Origin of the sequence: Rhodococcus parequi (genome assembly GCF_046042785.1) — a bacterium.
Lineage (GTDB): Bacteria > Actinomycetota > Actinomycetes > Mycobacteriales > Mycobacteriaceae > Prescottella > Prescottella parequi.
Genome location: NZ_JBDLNV010000011.1, coordinates 46,558 through 62,215, shown reverse-complemented (window position 1 = coordinate 62,215; position 15,658 = coordinate 46,558). Strand labels below are relative to the sequence as shown.

The 15,658-nt window shown below is 70.3% G+C and carries 11 protein-coding genes; 5 read left to right on the top strand and 6 right to left on the bottom strand.

The annotated features are described in order from the left end of the window. Nucleotides 1–370: 370 nt before the first annotated feature. The 4 genes from ABEU20_RS24360 to map are packed head-to-tail and all read right to left on the bottom strand — an operon-like array spanning nt 371 to nt 4,655. Nucleotides 371–865 (bottom strand): hypothetical protein, encoded by a 495-nt coding sequence (locus ABEU20_RS24360; RefSeq protein ID WP_420166967.1) that lies wholly within the window; start codon nt 863–865, stop codon nt 371–373. Between the two features lie 5 nt (nt 866–870). Then, on the bottom strand, nt 871–1,053 hold the full coding sequence (locus ABEU20_RS24355) for a hypothetical protein (protein WP_420166966.1): 183 nt from the start codon (nt 1,051–1,053) through the stop codon (nt 871–873). 14 nt (nt 1,054–1,067) lie between these two features. Then, a complete protein-coding gene (locus ABEU20_RS24350; protein ID WP_420166965.1) occupies nt 1,068–3,875 on the bottom strand; it encodes an FAD-binding and (Fe-S)-binding domain-containing protein in 2,808 nt (935 codons plus the stop codon). Between the two features lie 9 nt (nt 3,876–3,884). Beyond that, nucleotides 3,885–4,655 (bottom strand): type I methionyl aminopeptidase, encoded by a 771-nt coding sequence (gene map / locus ABEU20_RS24345; protein WP_420166964.1) that lies wholly within the window; start codon nt 4,653–4,655, stop codon nt 3,885–3,887. A gap of 48 nt (nt 4,656–4,703) precedes the next feature. Between map and ABEU20_RS24340 the strand changes: the two genes are divergently transcribed. Further along, nucleotides 4,704–4,985, top strand: coding sequence for a helix-turn-helix domain-containing protein (locus ABEU20_RS24340; RefSeq protein WP_420166963.1), 282 nt, complete (start codon nt 4,704–4,706; stop codon nt 4,983–4,985). On the opposite strand, the gene ABEU20_RS24335 is transcribed toward ABEU20_RS24340, so the two are convergent. Further along, nucleotides 4,951–5,286 (bottom strand): ArsR/SmtB family transcription factor, encoded by a 336-nt coding sequence (locus tag ABEU20_RS24335; protein WP_420166962.1) that lies wholly within the window; start codon nt 5,284–5,286, stop codon nt 4,951–4,953. The genes ABEU20_RS24340 and ABEU20_RS24335 overlap by 35 nt on opposite strands. Next, nucleotides 5,273–5,722: an SRPBCC family protein gene (locus ABEU20_RS24330; protein ID WP_420166961.1), complete on the bottom strand. Its 450-nt coding sequence runs from the start codon at nt 5,720–5,722 to the stop codon at nt 5,273–5,275. The genes ABEU20_RS24335 and ABEU20_RS24330 overlap by 14 nt, the downstream gene beginning before the upstream one ends. A gap of 252 nt (nt 5,723–5,974) precedes the next feature. Between ABEU20_RS24330 and ABEU20_RS24325 the strand changes: the two genes are divergently transcribed. The 4 genes from ABEU20_RS24325 (at nt 5,975) to ABEU20_RS24310 (ending at nt 15,646) form a co-directional block, all read left to right on the top strand. Then, nucleotides 5,975–7,777 carry a glycosyl transferase gene (locus ABEU20_RS24325; RefSeq protein ID WP_420166960.1) on the top strand — a complete coding sequence of 601 codons (1,803 nt, stop codon included), beginning with the start codon at nt 5,975–5,977 and terminating at the stop codon, nt 7,775–7,777. Between the two features lie 28 nt (nt 7,778–7,805). Continuing rightward, nucleotides 7,806–11,129 carry an arabinosyltransferase domain-containing protein gene (locus tag ABEU20_RS24320; protein WP_420166959.1) on the top strand — a complete coding sequence of 1,108 codons (3,324 nt, stop codon included), beginning with the start codon at nt 7,806–7,808 and terminating at the stop codon, nt 11,127–11,129. Nucleotides 11,130–11,202: 73 nt separating this feature from the next. Further along, nucleotides 11,203–14,523: an arabinosyltransferase domain-containing protein gene (locus tag ABEU20_RS24315; protein ID WP_420166958.1), complete on the top strand. Its 3,321-nt coding sequence runs from the start codon at nt 11,203–11,205 to the stop codon at nt 14,521–14,523. Between the two features lie 154 nt (nt 14,524–14,677). Continuing rightward, a complete protein-coding gene (locus ABEU20_RS24310) occupies nt 14,678–15,646 on the top strand; it encodes a hypothetical protein (RefSeq protein ID WP_420166957.1) in 969 nt (322 codons plus the stop codon). Nucleotides 15,647–15,658 lie beyond the last annotated feature (12 nt).

The following is a 15,658-nucleotide window of genomic DNA, read 5'->3' as shown; positions in this document are numbered from 1 at the left end:
TGACATTCATCGACACACTGTTGAGTTCTCAAAGAACACGCGCACACCATCACTCGAAACCATCACAGCTTCTCGTTTTGGGGCAACCGTTCTAGCCTAACCCGATCAGAAACCGGAAGCAAATCCGGCACTTTCTCGGCCACCCGAAGGCGCTCCACAACCGTACAGGATGTTTCACACTCGGATTACCAGTGCGCTCTCCGTACAACCTCGTTTGCCCTCGCTGACCTGTGAAGGTCGCGGCCGGGTCGGTGTCCGTGTCGCTCTGACCTGGAATAAGTTACGCGAGCCGGCCGAGGATTGCCAAATCACCAGGTCAGAGCAGACGAACCACACAGAATCGCCGCCGTTCGGTGACCGGGAAGTCCGTTCAGGGCATCTCGATGGTCTCGGCTCGCGCGATCTCGCCGATGGCCGCGCGGATGTACGGGTCGGCGGCGACATCGGCGGCGCCGAGCAGATCGGCCATCACCAGCACCGCGCTCCGGAGATAGTCGAGTTGGCCGATCCGCTGGGCGTCGTCGTTCATCTCCGTCAGTCCTAGCGCCCCGGTGAGTACCGCGGCGAGTGCCGAGACGTCGAGGTCGGGCAGCCAGGTGATCGCCGAGCCGGCGACCCGCGTCAGCGCCGCCTGGATGTCGTCGCCGGAGAAGCCGTCCGGGTGCAGATCCTCCAACAGCGCCCGCACGACACCGGCGTGGACGATCGTCACCTGCTCGAACGGCAGCGCGACCAGGTCGTCGAGGACCTCGGCCAACTGCTCCCGGGAACCGGCGCGGGCTGCGGAGACGGCGTCGTCGGTGGCGACTGCGATCTGCCGAGCAGTGGTCGGCCAGCCGGTCGGCCAGTTGCTTCCGGTGTCCATCGGCGTCACACCGCCGCGCTCAGGGCGACGGACAGAGGAACGGCTGTCAGACACAACACCGCCACCACGAGCAGTCCGATCACCAGTCGCTTGTCCCACTGCCCCCGCGCACCGCTGGCCGCCAGGACGAACAGGACGAATCCGATACAGACGGAGACGATCGTGACGACGACCGGTGTGGAGAGCATGTCTGGATTGTGCCTCAGCCGCGTTTTCCCTGATCGGCCAGGAGTTGGGCCAGATGAGTGCCCTCTCCCCCGGCCAGATCCGAGATCTGGGTCCGGCACGAGTAGCCGTCGGCCAGGACGACGGTCCGGGCGTCGGCACGCGCGATCGCCGGCAGGAGTTGGTGCTCCGCGATCGCGACGGAGACGTCGTAGTGCCCCCTCTCGACCCCGAAGTTGCCGGCGAGCCCGCAGCACCCGCCGAGACGCTCCACCCGCGCGCCCGCTCGGCGCAGTAGTTCGTCGTCGGCGTTCCACGTCATCACCGCGTGGTGGTGACAGTGCGGTTGCGCGACGACGGTGGTGCCCGACAGGTCCGGGGGCTCCCAGCCGTCCCGGTCGCCGAGCAGTTCGGCGAGGGTGTGCGTGGACTCGGCGACGGCGCGAGCCTCGGTGGTGCCGAGCAGCTCGACGGCGTCGGCGCGCAGCACCGCCGTGCACGACGGCTCCATACCCACGATCGGTGCTCCCTCCTCCGCGAGTTCCGTCACGGTGCGGCCGAGAATCCGCCGCGCGGCGTCGAGCTGGCCGGTGGTGATCCATGTCAGACCACAGCACTGCCGCTTCGGGGTGAGTCGTGGCCGGAATCCGGCGTCCTCCAGCACCTGGACGGTCGCGATGCCGACCTCGGGCGTGAAGTGATCCGTGAAGGTGTCGACGAACAGCACCACCGGGTCGCCGGTGGTGCGGCGCCGGCCGGTCGTCGACGCGAACCAACTCCGGAACGACATGGGCGCGAACTGCGGGACGTGGCGTCGGCGATCCGCGCCTCCCAGCGTGAGCGCGGCCGGCGCGATACCTGGCAGCCGGGTCACCGCGTTGACCAGGCGCGGCGCCCGACCGGCGAGCGCCGCCCAGCGCGGCAGCCACCCCAACGAATAGTGGGAAGCGGGACGCAGCCGCCTCCGGAAGCTCTGGTGCAGGACCTCCGACTTGTACGAGGCCATGTCGACGCCGGTGGGGCAGTCCGACGCACAGCCCTTGCACGACAGGCACAGGTCGAGGGCGTCGTGCACCTCCGGTGACCGCCAGCCGTCACGCACGAGGCTGCCGTTCACCATCTCCTGCAGGACGCGGGCGCGTCCACGCGTCGAGTCCTTCTCCTCCCGCGTCGCGAGATAGGAGGGACACATGACGCCGCCGGCGCCCGTGGTGTCGGCGCGGCACTTGCCCACACCCGTGCAGCGGTGCACGGCCTGCGCGAAGTCGCCGTCGTCGTCGCGGAAGGCGAACGCGAGATTCCGGCGCAGCGGCGACGTCTGCGGGACGCGCAGGTCCGCGTCCACGGGCCGCGGATCGACGAGGACACCGGGATTGAGCAGGTCGTCGGGATCGAAGACTTGCTTGACGGCGCCGAAGAGTCGGAGCGCGGCGGGCGAGTACATCAGCGGCAGCAGTTCGCCGCGGGCACGGCCGTCGCCATGCTCCCCGGACAGCGACCCGTCGTAGCGCGCGACGAGCTCGGCGGCGGCGGTGAGGAAGCGCCGGAAGACGGCGGTGCCGCCGGGCCGATCCATCGGCAGATCGAGACGGATGTGCAGGCAGCCGTCGGCGAAGTGGCCGTACGGCAGACCGGTGATCCCGAAGTCGGTGAGTAGGGCGTCGAAGTCCCGCAGGTAGGGGCCCATCCGATCGGGCGGGACGGCGGCATCCTCCCAACCCGCGTAGGCCGGCCGGCCGGCGGGACTGCGTCCGGCCAACCCGGCGCCGTCCTCCCGGATCCGCCACAGCGCCGCGGCCCGCGCGGGATCGTCGACGACGAGGGCGTCGACCGCGCCGCAGCCGTCGACCAGGCCCTGCGCTCGGCCCAGCACCTCGTCACGGGACTCCCCCGCGATCTCGACGAACAGCCACGCCGCCCCGCGCGGCAGCGGGGGCACCGCCTGCGGACCCCGCCGTTCGCGGACGACGTCGACCAGACGCGAGTCGATGCCCTCGCACGCGGTGGGCCCGAACCCGAGGACCGCCTTGGCGTCGTCGCCGGCAGCCGCGATGTCGGGGTAGCCCAGCGCGACCAGCACGCGGTGCGCCGGATCCCGCACCAGGTCCACGGTGGCCTGTGTGACGATCCCGAGCGTGCCCTCGCTGCCGACGAGGAAACGCACGACGTCGAAACCGTTCTCCGGCAGCAGATGTTCGAGCGCGTATCCCGACGCCTGCCGACCGAAACGGCCGAATTCGGTTCGGATCGTGGCCAATCCGGAGCGGGTGACGTCACGGAGCCGGTCCAGGATTGGGACGTCGGTGACGTCGGGCAGCGACAGCGCCTCCCCCGCACCGGTGAGCAGCTCGAGCCCGACGACATTGTCGGACGTGCGGCCGTAGCCGAGAGTTCTTGCCCCGCAAGCGTTGTTGCCGATCATCCCGCCGATGGTGCAGCGATTGTGCGTGGACGGGTCGGGCCCGAACCTCAGCCCGTACGGGGCCGCCGCACGCTGGAGCGTCGCCTGCACGACGCCGGGTTCCACGACGGCGGTGCCGGCGCCGGGGTCGACCGCGAGTACCCGGCCCAGGTGCCTGCCGAAATCGAGCACCACGCCGCGGCCCACCGCGTTGCCCGCCACCGACGTCCCGGCGCCGCGCGCGGTGATCGGGACCCCCTCGGCACTGCACACGTCGAGCACCGTCGCGACCTCGTCGACCGCGCGCGGAAACACGACCGTCGTGGGCGGCACCCGGTACAGCGACGCGTCCGACGAGTACATCGCCCGGGTGGTGCCGTCGTCGCGGACGTCCCGCACCCCCGCGCGGCGCAGCGCGTCGGAGATCGGCGTCCAGTCCGGCATAGGTGCAGCCTAGTGCCGCGACGTGAGCACCACCGGGCCGTCGTCGGTGATCGCGACGGTGTGCTCGCTGTGCGCGGCGCGGGCACCCGTGACGGTCCGCAACGTCCAACCGTCGGCGTCGTGCCGGTAGTCGTCGGACCCGTCGGCGATGAGCATCGGTTCGATCGCGAGGACCAGACCGGCGCGCAGTCGCATGCCCCTGCCTGCACGGGCTTCGTTGGGCACGTCCGGGCTCTCGTGCATGACACGGCCGATGCCGTGCCCGCCGTGATCGGCGAGCAGTCCGTAGCCACGACCGCGGGCGTAGGAGCCGATCGCGGCTCCGATGTCGCCGAGACGATTCCCGACCCGCGCGGCCTCGATCCCGCGGCGGAGGGCCTCGTCCGTGGCCGCGACGAGCGCCTCGTCGGCAGGGTCCGCGACGCCGACGACGAAGCTGATCGCCGAATCGCCGCACCAGCCGTCCAGCCTCGCGCCGCCGTCGATGCTCACCAGGTCGCCGTCCCGCAACCGATAGTCCGACGGAATGCCATGCACGACAGCGTCGTTTACGGAAGCACAGACCACACCCGGGAACGGGGTCGCCGCCCAGTTCGGCCGGTAGTTCAGGAACAGCGGCTCCGCGCCGGCGTCGGCGATGACGCGGGCAGCCACGGCGTCGAGTTCGCGCAGGCTCACCCCCACCTGTGCGTGACCACGCGCCGCCGCGAGCGCGTCCGCGACCACGCGGCCCGCCGCCCGCATCCCCTGGATCTCCGATTCGGTCTTGAGTTCGACCACTGCACACCTCCGGTTTCGAATAACTATACCGGTATTACTATATGCATCATGGTGCGCGTGCCGTTGACGGCGGAGGAACTCGAACGTGGGCAGAGGCTCGGTGAGCTGCTGCGATCCGCGCGAGGCGAGACGAGCATGGTGGAGGTGGCGCAGAGCGCCGGGATCTCCGTGGAGACGCTGCGCAAGATCGAGACCGGACGCATCGCGACGCCGGCGTTCTTCACGATCACCGCCGTCGCGCGCGTCCTCGACATCTCCCTCGACGACATCGCCGCCGCCATCGACCCCGACGCGGTCAGTCTCGATCAGGCGCCTCGGCGCGCATCTTGATCCGCGCGAGGCGACGATCCCAACCGGACGCGATCCGCTCGAGCTGAGCGGCGGCCTCGCTCAGTCGCGCACCGACCGCGACGAACCGCACCTCCCGGCCGTCCCGCTCGGGACTGACCAGACCGACGTCCTGCAGCACCGCGAGATGCTTGGCGATCGCCTGCCTCGACACGGGCAACTCTCGGGCCAGCGCCGACGCCGACGCCGGGGATCGCCCAAGTCGCAGCAGGATGTCCCAGCGGGTGTCGTCGGCGAGCGCCGCGAACACCACGGGAGCGGTGGCGATCTCACCCGACGGCATCGACGGCCTCCAGATGCTCCTTCGCGAGCGCCATCTCGATCGCCCAGCCCGCCACGTTGCCGTCGTACTTCTCGCGGCGCTCCAGTTCGGAACCCGGCAGCGACGCGAACCCCGTCTCGACGACCGTCAGTAACACCCGACCGGGCGAGATCTCCGCAATGGTGAACTCCACCAACGTCGACGGGCCGTCCGCGGCCTCGGGATCCGCGAGCCAGCGGAACGCCGCGTAGCGGGGCTCGTCCAGCTGCACGGTCGCGAAGGCGAACTCCCCGTGCGCCGGGTCGTGCACGACGTCCAGCTCGCCGCGGCGTTCGATCCGGTGCTCCACGATCCTCTCCTCGTTGATGTACCAGCCGGGTTCGCTGATCAGCTTCCACACCCGCGACGCCGGGGCGTCGATCTCCGTCGTCCGTTCGATCCGGTCCAGCGCGTCCATCGGTCTCATCCCTCCGGTTCGGCGAATACCTGCAACTCCAGAGTTGCATCCACGGGGGTTTATTGCAACCCCTAGGTTGCATTTTTGCGATGCGCTCGCGGCCGTGACCTGCGCGTCCGCTATGCCCGGTACGTGCCCGCGCCCCACCGCTTCTCACAGGTAGGACCCAGCTAGCTGCGGTATTCTCGCGTCCGGCCACCCGACGGCTGCGCGGCGCCACGCCCCTCCGTCCAGCAACGCGGAAGGGGCGATGTGAGCGAGATTCTGCAACTGTCAGACGGGACCACGGCGTCCCCGGCAACGACCACGACGACGCAGCCGGTTGCCACCCGCGGCCGGCGACTCCGAGTCACCGCGGCGGACTTCGTCGCCGCAGGATCGTTCCTCGCGCTCGCGGTGTTCGTCCTCGGACGCCAGTGGAAGCACCTCGGCGACGGCTATCTGATCCGCAGCGGCCAGGACCAGACGATGTGGGAGTGGTTCTTCGCGGTCACCGCGCACTCTCTCGCGAACTTCGAGAATCCGCTGTCGAGCACGCTGCAGAACTATCCACTCGGCGTGAATCTGATGGCCAACACCGCGATGTTCGGTGTCAGCATCCCGCTCGCGCCGATCACCCTGATCTTCGGCCCCACCGTGACGTTCACGCTCGCTCTCACACTCGGCCTCGCCGGCACCGCGACCGCCTGGTACTGGGTGCTGTCGCGGCACGTCGTGCAGTCCAGGTTCGCGGCCGCGGTCGGCGGCGTCTTCTGCGGCTTCGCGCCGGCGATGATCTCCCACACCAACGGCCACCCGAACTTCGTCGCACTGTTCCTGCTGCCGTTCATCGCGCTACTGGTCATCCGCCTCGCCACTGGTGAACGCCCGATCCGCAACGGCGTGATGCTCGGCCTCGCGGTCGCGTACCAGATCTTCCTCGGCGAAGAGCCGCTGTTGATCTATTCGATCGCGTTCGTCGTCTTCGGGATCGCCTACGGCGCCGCTCGCCCCGGTGCGGCCCTCGCCGCGGCCAAGCGCGGCGTCAAGGGCATGTGTGTGGCCGGTGCCGTCGCGCTCGCGATCGTCGCGGTCCCGCTGTGGTGGCAGTTCCTGGGACCGCAGAGCTACCACTCGATCGAGCACGGCCCGGTCGGCAACGACGTCAACGCCTTCACCCGCTTCCCCACCCAGTCCCTCGCCGGCGATCCCGGCTCCGCAGCCGGACTGTCGATGAACGCGACCGAGGAGAACGCCTTCTTCGGCTGGCCGTTGCTGCTGCTCGTCGCGATGACGGCGGTGTGGCTGTGGCGGGTTCAGATGGCCCGTGCCGCCGCGGCGACCGTCGCGGTGATGGGCGTCCTGTCGCTCGGCGTGGAACTGACCATCGCGCACACCGACACCGGGATCACGCTGCCGTGGGCCTGGTTCGCGAAACTGCCGCTGCTCGAATCGGTGCTCGAGTCCCGCTTCGCGATGGGCTGCATCCCGGCGATCGCGATCCTCCTCGCGCTCGGCACCGACCGGGCCATCGCCGCGGGACGCGTCGGCCAACGCTCGACGACTCTGCTGTGGCTGGGTTGGCTCGCCGTCTCGCTGCTGCCACTCGCCCCGGCGCCGCTCGAGGTCGCGCACCGCGCGCCGGTGCCGGCGTTCTTCGCCGACGGCACCTGGCGCTCGTACGTGTCCGACGGCTCCGTCGTCACCGTCCCCCTCCCCCGCCCCGAGGACGCCAAGGCCCTGCAGTGGCAGGTCGGGCAGAAGCTCGGCTACCCCATCGCCGGCGGCTACTTCGTCGGCCCCGCCGGGCCCGAGGACAAGGGCAAGTACGGCCCCGACGACCGCCCCACCGCGCTACTCCTCGCCAAGGCGCAGGGCACCGGCGTGGTGCCCCCTATCGACGACACCACCCGCGCCGCCGCGCTCGCCGACCTCCGGTTCTGGAACGCGGACGTCGTGGTGCTGCCGCCGGGAAAGAGCCAGCAGGCTCTGCACACCACCATCGAACGACTCCTCGGCGTCGACGGCCGCTGGGTGGACGGCGTCTGGGTCTGGGACGTGCGGAATCTGACGTGACCGACTCGCTCACCTAGAGTCGAGTCTCGTGCCAGACGACGTGACAGCCCCCGCCCAGGTCGACTCGAGCGCCAAGGCGAGCGGGGTTCGAACCGCCCGTCTCGTCGCGATCGTCACCGGACTGCTCGGCGCGATCCTTGCGATCGCCACCCCGTTCCTGCCCGTCCAGCAGGACGCGGCGTCGATCAGCTGGCCCCAGAACGGCAGCCTCACCAGCGTCGAGGCGCCGCTCGTCTCGTACACCCCCCAGCAACTACACGTGAGCATCCCGTGCACCGCCGTCGGGCAGCTGCCCGCGACCGGCGGTGCGCTCGTCGCGACAGCCCCGACGTCCGCCGGACGCGCCGAGGCCGACGGCCTCGTCGTCAAGGTGGACGCCGCGTCGGGCAGCGAACCCGCCCGCCTGCGGGCGATCCTGCGCGACACCGCGCTGCTGTCGGTGCCCGTCGACGACCTGCAAGGCTGCACCGAGATCGTCGTCACGTCGGACCCGCAGGGCACCACCGCCGCGGTCGCCGGCCTCCCCGACCAGGAGGCGATCGTCGTCGACGGGGACGTCCGTCCGCAGATGGTGGGCATCTTCACCGACCTGCAGGGCACCCCGCCCGCCGGGCTGGACGTCCGCGCCGACCTCGACTCCCGGTTCTCGTCGAGCCCCACCCTGATCAAGCTGGTCGCGATGATCGGCGCGGTGCTCGCCACGATCGTCTCGCTGGGCGCGCTGCACCGCCTCGACAGCGTCGACGGGCGCCGCACCCGCCGCTTCCTGCCGGCCCGCTGGTGGCGGTTCACCGGCATCGACGCGGTCGTGATCGGCGGCCTGCTGGTGTGGCACGTCATCGGTGCCAACACGTCCGACGACGGCTACCTGCTCAACATGGCCCGCGTCTCCGAGCACGCCGGCTACATGGCCAACTACTTCCGCTGGTTCGGCGTCCCCGAGGCGCCGTTCGGCTGGTACTACGACGTGCTCGTGCTGTTCACGAAGGTGAGCACCTCCAGCATGTGGATGCGCCTGCCCGCGCTGATCGCCGGAATCCTCTGCTGGATGATCATCAGCCGCGAGGTGATCCCCCGCCTCGGCCGGGCGGTGCGCCGCAACACGATCGCACTGTGGACCGCCGGCCTGGTGTTCCTGGCGTTCTGGCTGCCGTTCAACAACGGCCTGCGGCCCGAACCGATCATCGCGCTCGGCGCGCTGCTCACCTGGTGCTCGATCGAACGCGCGATCGCGACCGGACGCATGCTGCCCGCCGCCGTTGCGGTGCTCACCGCCGCGTTCTCCCTCGCCGCCGGGCCGTCCGGGCTGATCGCGATCGCCGCGCTGATCGCCGGCGCCCGGTCGATCGTGCAGATCGCGGTCCGGCGGGCCCCGAAGGTCGGGGTGTTCGGCCAGATCGCGCCGATTCTCGCGTCCGGCACCGTCGTGCTGGTCGCCGTGTTCGCCGACCAGACCCTCGCCTCGGTACGCGAGGCGACGCGCGTCCGAACCGCCATCGGCCCCAACGTCGCCTGGTTCGACGAGCGGGTGCGCTGGGACGCCCTGCTCAACATCTCGCCCGACGGCTCGCTGGCCCGCCGCTTCGCGGTCTTCGCGATGCTGCTGTGCCTGATCGTGTGCATCCTGATGCTGCTGCGCCGCGGCGGAAAGATCCCCGGCACCGCGGGCGGACCGTCGCGCCGCATCCTCGGCATCATCTTCGCGTCGCTGCTGCTGATGAGCTTCACCCCGACCAAGTGGACCCACCACTTCGGCGTGTACGCGGGCCTGGCCGGGTCCGTCGCCGCCCTCGCGGCCGTCGCGGTCGCCGGCGCCAGCCTGCGTTCCAAGCGCAACCGCACACTGTTCGCCGCGGCCGTGCTGTTCGTCCTCACGATGTCGTTCGCCGGACCCAACGGCTGGTGGTACGTGTCCAGCTACGGCGTGCCGTGGTGGGACAAGCCGCCGTCCATCGGCGGCAAGGGCTTCTCCACCGCACTCCTCGGGCTGACGGTGCTCGCGCTGCTGCTCGCCGCCTGGTACCACATCCGCGAACCGTACGAGCGCGCCGAGGACGGCAGGGACGACACGGCCGCAGCGCCGAACGGCAACGGCCGGCTCGCTCGCATCCGCCGCTGGTCGCCCGCCCCGCTCACGCTGGCCGCGGCCGCCGTCGTGCTGTTCGAGGTGCTCTCGCTCCTCAAGGGCGCGGTCGCGCAGTACCCGTCGTATTCGATCGCCCACGCCAACCTGCGGTCGGCGGCCGGTAACTCGTGTGCGCTCGCCGACTACGTCCTCGTCGAGGACGACACCAACAACTCGGTGCTCCGACTGCTGGACCAGCCCACCGATCTCGCGGGCGCCGGCGCGTTCGGGGCCACCGAAGCGACCGGCTTCACCGCGGACGGTGTCGCCCGCGACCTGACCGCCGACAAGGAGACCGTCGCGACCGGCGGCGCCAACTCGGTCGACGCCGACTCCGACTCGGGCCAGAGCACCACCGGGACCGGTGCCGGCACGGGCGGCGGCACCGAGGCGTCCACCGGCATCAACGGCAGCACCGTGTCCCTGCCGTTCGGGCTGCAGTCGGCCACCACCCCGGTGCTCGGCAGCTACCAGTCCGGCGCCCAGGAGTCCGCCGAACTGGTCACCGGCTGGTACGGCCTCCCCGAGCGCAGCGACGACGCCCCGATCCTGACGATCGCAGCAGCCGGACGCATCCACTCCGTCGACCCCGACGGCATCGTCACCGACGGCCAGCTGCTGGACGTCGAGTACGGCACCCGGCAGGCCGACGGCAGCATCGAGGCCCTCGGCCGCATCGCGCCCATCGACATCGGGCCCGCACCGTCGTGGCGGAACCTGCGCGTGCCGCTCGACCAGCTGCCCGCCGGCGCGAACGCCGTCCGGCTCGTCGCGTCCGACACCGGCCTCGCCCCCGACCAGTGGCTGGCCGTCACCCCGCCGCGCGTGCCGCACATGAAGACGCTGCAGACCGTCGTCGGCAGCACCGCCCCGGTGCTGATCGACTGGTCGGTGGGCCTGGCCTTCCCGTGCCAGCGGCCCTTCGACCACCAGGACGGCGTCGCCGAGGCCCCCGAGTACCGCATCCTCCCCGACCGTGTCGGCGCCCAGGCGACCAATGCCTGGCAGGACGCGATCGGTGGCGGCCCGCTGGGCTGGACGTCGCTGCTGCTGACGGCCGAGACCATCCCGACCTACCTCGACGGCGACTGGCGCCGGGACTGGGGCTCCCTCGAACGGTTCACCCCGATCGTCGGATCGGCGCAGCCCGCGCAGGTGGACGTCGAGCAGGTCACGCGCTCCGGACTGTGGTCCCCCGGCCCCATCCGGGAGACGCCACCCGCTTGACCAGCCTGTGAAGTAACTGAGAGCCGGTGACCTCGTTCGGATAACGAAAACATCTCGCCTACGATCGACAAACGTGCCCGACGTTGTGACAGTCCCCGCTCCCGGACCCGAAGCCAGTGCTCCGCCACCGGCTCCCCGACCCCGAAAAGCGGACCTCCGCAACGCTCGGCTGATCGCCGTCGTCACCGGCCTGATCGGCCTGCTACTGGCGCTCGCGACACCGTTCCTGCCGGTCAGCCAGACCGCGGCGACCGTGTCGTGGCCCGAAAACGGCGTCGCCGCCAACACCGAGGCGCCGCTGATGTCGCAGGTGCCGGTCTCGCTGTCCGCGACGATCCCCTGCCGGGCCGTCGCCGACCTGCCCGAGGCCGGCGGCATCCTGCTCGCCACCGCGCCCGCCCAGGGTGAGGACGCGCCCGTCAACGCGATGTTCGTGCGCGTGTCCAGCGAGTCCGTCGACGTCCTCAACCGCAACGTCGTCATCGCGACCGCGTCGCGCGACGACGTCGAATCCGGCTGCACCGAGATCTCGATCGCATCCGACGTGAACGGCACCACCGCCGAGTTCGTCGGCCTCACCGACGACGACGGCAAGCCCCTCGTCGGCGAGATGCCGTTCGACTACCGGCCGCAGGTCGTCGGCATCTTCACCGACCTCGCCGGTAAGACCGTGCCCGGTCTGCAGTTCACGATGGACGTCGACTCCCGGTTCTCGTCCAGCCCGACGCCGGTCAAGCTGATCGCGATGATCGGCGCGATCCTCGCGACCCTGGTCTCGCTGGTCGCGCTGCACCGCCTCGACGGCGCGGACGGCCGTCGGGCCCGCCGCTTCCTGCCGGCCCGCTGGTGGAAGGTCACCGCGGTCGACGGCGTCGTCGTCGGCACCCTCGTCGGCTGGCATTTCTTCGGCGCCAACACCGCCGACGACGGTTACCTGCTCACGATGGCCCGCGCATCCGAGCACTCGGGCTACATGGCCAACTACTTCCGCTGGTTCGGTGTCCCCGAGGCCCCGTTCGGCTGGTACTACGACGTCCTCGCCCTCATGGCGAAGATCTCGACCGCGAGCCCGTGGATGCGCCTGCCCGCGCTGCTCGCCGCGATCCTGTGCTGGATGGTCATCAGCCGCGAGGTGCTGCCCCGCCTCGGCCGCGCGGTGCGCCACAACCGGGTGGCCCTGTGGACCGGCGGACTCGTCTTCCTCGCGTTCTGGCTGCCCTACAACAACGGCCTGCGCCCCGAGCCGATCGTCGCCGTCGGCGCGCTGCTGACGTGGTGCTCGATCGAACGCGCCATCGGCACCCGACGCCTGCTACCCGCCGCCGTCGCCGCCCTCATCGGCGCGTTCACGCTGGCCGCGGCACCGACCGGTCTGATGTGTATCGCCGCGCTGCTGGCCGGCCTGCGCCCGATCACCCGGCTCATCGTCCGGCGCCGCCACCAGGTCGGCACCTTCTCGCAGCTGCTGCCGCTCGCCGCGGCGGGAACACTGGTGCTGGTCGCCGTCTTCGCCGACCAGACGTACGCCACCGTCATGGAGGCCACCCGAGTCCGCACGATCATCGGCCCGAACCTCGAGTGGTTCCAGGACTACCAGCGCTACTACTTCCTGTTCGTCCAGACCACCGATGGCTCGCTCGCCCGCCGCTTCGCGTTCCTGACGATGCTGCTGTGCCTGTTCACGGTGCTGTTCGTGTTCCTGCGCCGCAAGCGGATCCCCGGTGTCGCCGCCGGTCCGTCGTGGCGACTGATGGGCATCGTCTTCGGAACGATGTTCTTCATGATGTTCAACCCCACGAAGTGGACCCACCACTTCGGGGCGTACGCGGGCATCGCCGGCTCCCTGGCCGCCCTGACCGCCGTCGTCGTGTCGGCGAGCGCACTCCGGTCGCGCCGCAACCGGAGCATGTTCCTCGCCGGACTGCTGTTCGTGCTGGCGCTGTCGTTCTCCGGCATCAACGGCTACTGGTACGTCTCCAGCTACGGCGTGCCGTGGTTCGACAAGACCGTCCAGCTCAGCGGACGCGAATCCAGCACCCTGTTCCTGGCACTGTTCGGCCTGTCCGTCGCGCTGGTCGCATGGCAGTACCTGCGCGAGGGCTACGCGCCGCCGCCGGAGAAGCCCGGCACCGCCAAGGGCCGACGGATCCGCAAGTTCGCGGCCGCACCGCTCACCGTCATCGCCGGCGCCATGGTGCTGTTCGAGGTGCTGTCGATGCTCAAGGGCGCCGTGTCGCAGTATCCGGCGTACTCGCTGGGCCGCTCCAACGTCGAAGCCCTCGCGGGCAAGACCTGCGGGCTCGCCGAGGACGTGCTGGTCGAATCGGATCCCAACGCCGGCGCCCTCACCCCGGTCGCCGACCCCGCCAAGCCGCTCGCCGACCCCGCCGATCCCCTGGCCGGCAACAAGCCCGTCGGCTTCACCCCCAACGGTGTGCCCGACGACCTGACCGCCGACTACGTCGAGGTCAAGGCCGGCATGGGCAACACCGACAGCCAGAGCATCGGCCCCAGCTTCGAGACCGGCTCCGGCTCCGGCACCACCGGCGGCGTCGGCGCACTCGGCGTCAACGGCAGCACCGTCAAACTGCCGTTCGGGCTCGACCCGGCCCGCACGCCCATCCTCGGCAGCTACCAGGACGGCATCCAGCAGTCGGCCTCGGTCGTCTCCAGCTGGTACCAGCTCCCCGAACGCAGCGACGACTCCCCGCTCGTGGTGCTGTCGGCCGCCGGCCGCATCTGGTCCGTCGACCAGATCAGCGGGCAGACCAACTACGGCCAGTCCCTCGTCGTCGAGTACGGCAAGCGTCGAGCCGACGGCAGCGTCGACGTCCAGGGCACCTACGTCCCCCGCGACATCGGCCCCGCGCCGTCGTGGCGCAACCTGCGGGTCCCGATCGACGAACTGCCCGCCGACACCGACGTCGTGCGGATCAACGCCAGCGACCCGAACCTCACCGGCGACCAGTGGCTCGCGTTCACGCCGCCGCGCGTGCCGAAGCTCGAGTCGCTCGGCACCGTCGTCGGCACCGAGAAGCCCGTCCTGCTGGACTGGGCCGTCGGACTGCAGTTCCCGTGCCAGCGCCCGTTCGACCACCTCTACGGCGTCGCCGAGATGCCCGAGTACCGGATCCTGCCGGACCGGCCCCTCGCGGTCAGCTCCACCGACACCTGGCAGTCCCTCGAGAACGGCGGCCCGCTCGGCTGGACCGAGATGCTCGCCAGCGCCACCACCGTCCCGACCTACCTGAACCACGACTGGGGACGTGACTGGGGATCGCTCGAACGGTACGACCGGCACTTCCCCGACGCCCCACCCGCCACCGTCGAGACCCAGCAGGTCACCCGATCCGGCTTCTGGTCGCCGGGCACCATGCGGGTGTACGAGCCGTAGGCTGGTTGGTTCTCAGCTGAAGGGTCCCTTCATGCGTTCCCAGCGTATGAAGGGACCCTTCAGCTTTATCCACAGCCGCACATTCATCCACAGGCGGGCGCATCCGCGTCGCTCGTCAGCTCTGCCCAACCGGACCGTCCGCCAAGCTGTGCGCATGGGACGACGACATTGGAGCGCGGACGCACTTCGCGAGCTCCGCCGCTTCGCGGTCAGCGGCATCGTGCGGGTGCGAGACCTTCTCGAAGCCGGGATGTCCGGTTCGGCGATCAGCTTTCGATGCAGGCCCGAGGGGCCGTGGCAACGAATTTTGCCCGGCCTCGTGCTCATGCACAACGGCGTACCGAGTCAGCGCGAGCGGCGCACCGCAGCGTTGCTCTACTGCGGAACCGGCTCGATGCTGACCGGGCGCGCGGCGCTGGCCGAACACGGATACCGATCATCCGAATCGTTCTCCGACGTGCATGTGCTCCTTGCCCATTCGCGGCGGATGCAGTCGACCGGCTTCCTCGTCGTGGAGCGGACGACCCGGCTGCCGACACCGGTGGATCGGAGTGGACTCGCCTGCAGCCCGCTACCCCGAGCGCTGCTCGACGCCTCCAGACGATGCACCACAACCTCTGCAGCACGGGCGCTACTTGCGGAGGCAGTGCAGCGGGGCGATGTCTCGCCCGCAACGCTCGCAGACGAACTCGAATCGGGCAGCAATCGTGGATCGGCACTACCCAGGAAGATTCTGCGCGAGGTCAGCGCCGACATCCATTCCGTGGCCGAGGCCGGCGCCCGACAGTTGTGGCTCCGAAGCGGGCTTCCGCCGATGCACTTCAACCGCGAGATCGAGACTACGACGGGCACATTCGTGGCACGACCCGACGGTTGGATCGACGACGTCGCCCTCGCGTGGGAAATCGACTCGCTCGACTGGCATCTGTCACCCGACGAGTACGACGCCACCGTCTCGCGGCGGGCGCGCATGCAGAGTGCGGGCATCATCGTGCTCGCCGTCATCCCACGGCAGTTGCGGGACTCCCCGGAACGCGCGCTGGCAGACCTGCGCGCGCACTACGAACTGGCGCGGTCCAGACCGCGGCCACCGCTCCGCATGCGGCCGAAGACGGCCCACTGAAGAGCTGAAGGG

Bases quoted from the DNA above. Each gene is read 5' to 3' on its own strand.
- ABEU20_RS24360 (WP_420166967.1), bottom strand. From the start codon at position 865: ATGGACACCGGAAGCAACTGGCCGACCGGCTGGCCGACCACTGCTCGG.
- ABEU20_RS24355 (WP_420166966.1), bottom strand. From the start codon at position 1,053: ATGCTCTCCACACCGGTCGTCGTCACGATCGTCTCCGTCTGTATCGGA.
- ABEU20_RS24350 (WP_420166965.1), bottom strand. From the start codon at position 3,875: ATGCCGGACTGGACGCCGATCTCCGACGCGCTGCGCCGCGCGGGGGTG.
- ABEU20_RS24340 (WP_420166963.1), top strand. From the start codon at position 4,704: ATGGTGCGCGTGCCGTTGACGGCGGAGGAACTCGAACGTGGGCAGAGG.
- ABEU20_RS24335 (WP_420166962.1), bottom strand. From the start codon at position 5,286: ATGCCGTCGGGTGAGATCGCCACCGCTCCCGTGGTGTTCGCGGCGCTC.
- ABEU20_RS24330 (WP_420166961.1), bottom strand. From the start codon at position 5,722: ATGGACGCGCTGGACCGGATCGAACGGACGACGGAGATCGACGCCCCG.
- ABEU20_RS24310 (WP_420166957.1), top strand. From the start codon at position 14,678: ATGGGACGACGACATTGGAGCGCGGACGCACTTCGCGAGCTCCGCCGC.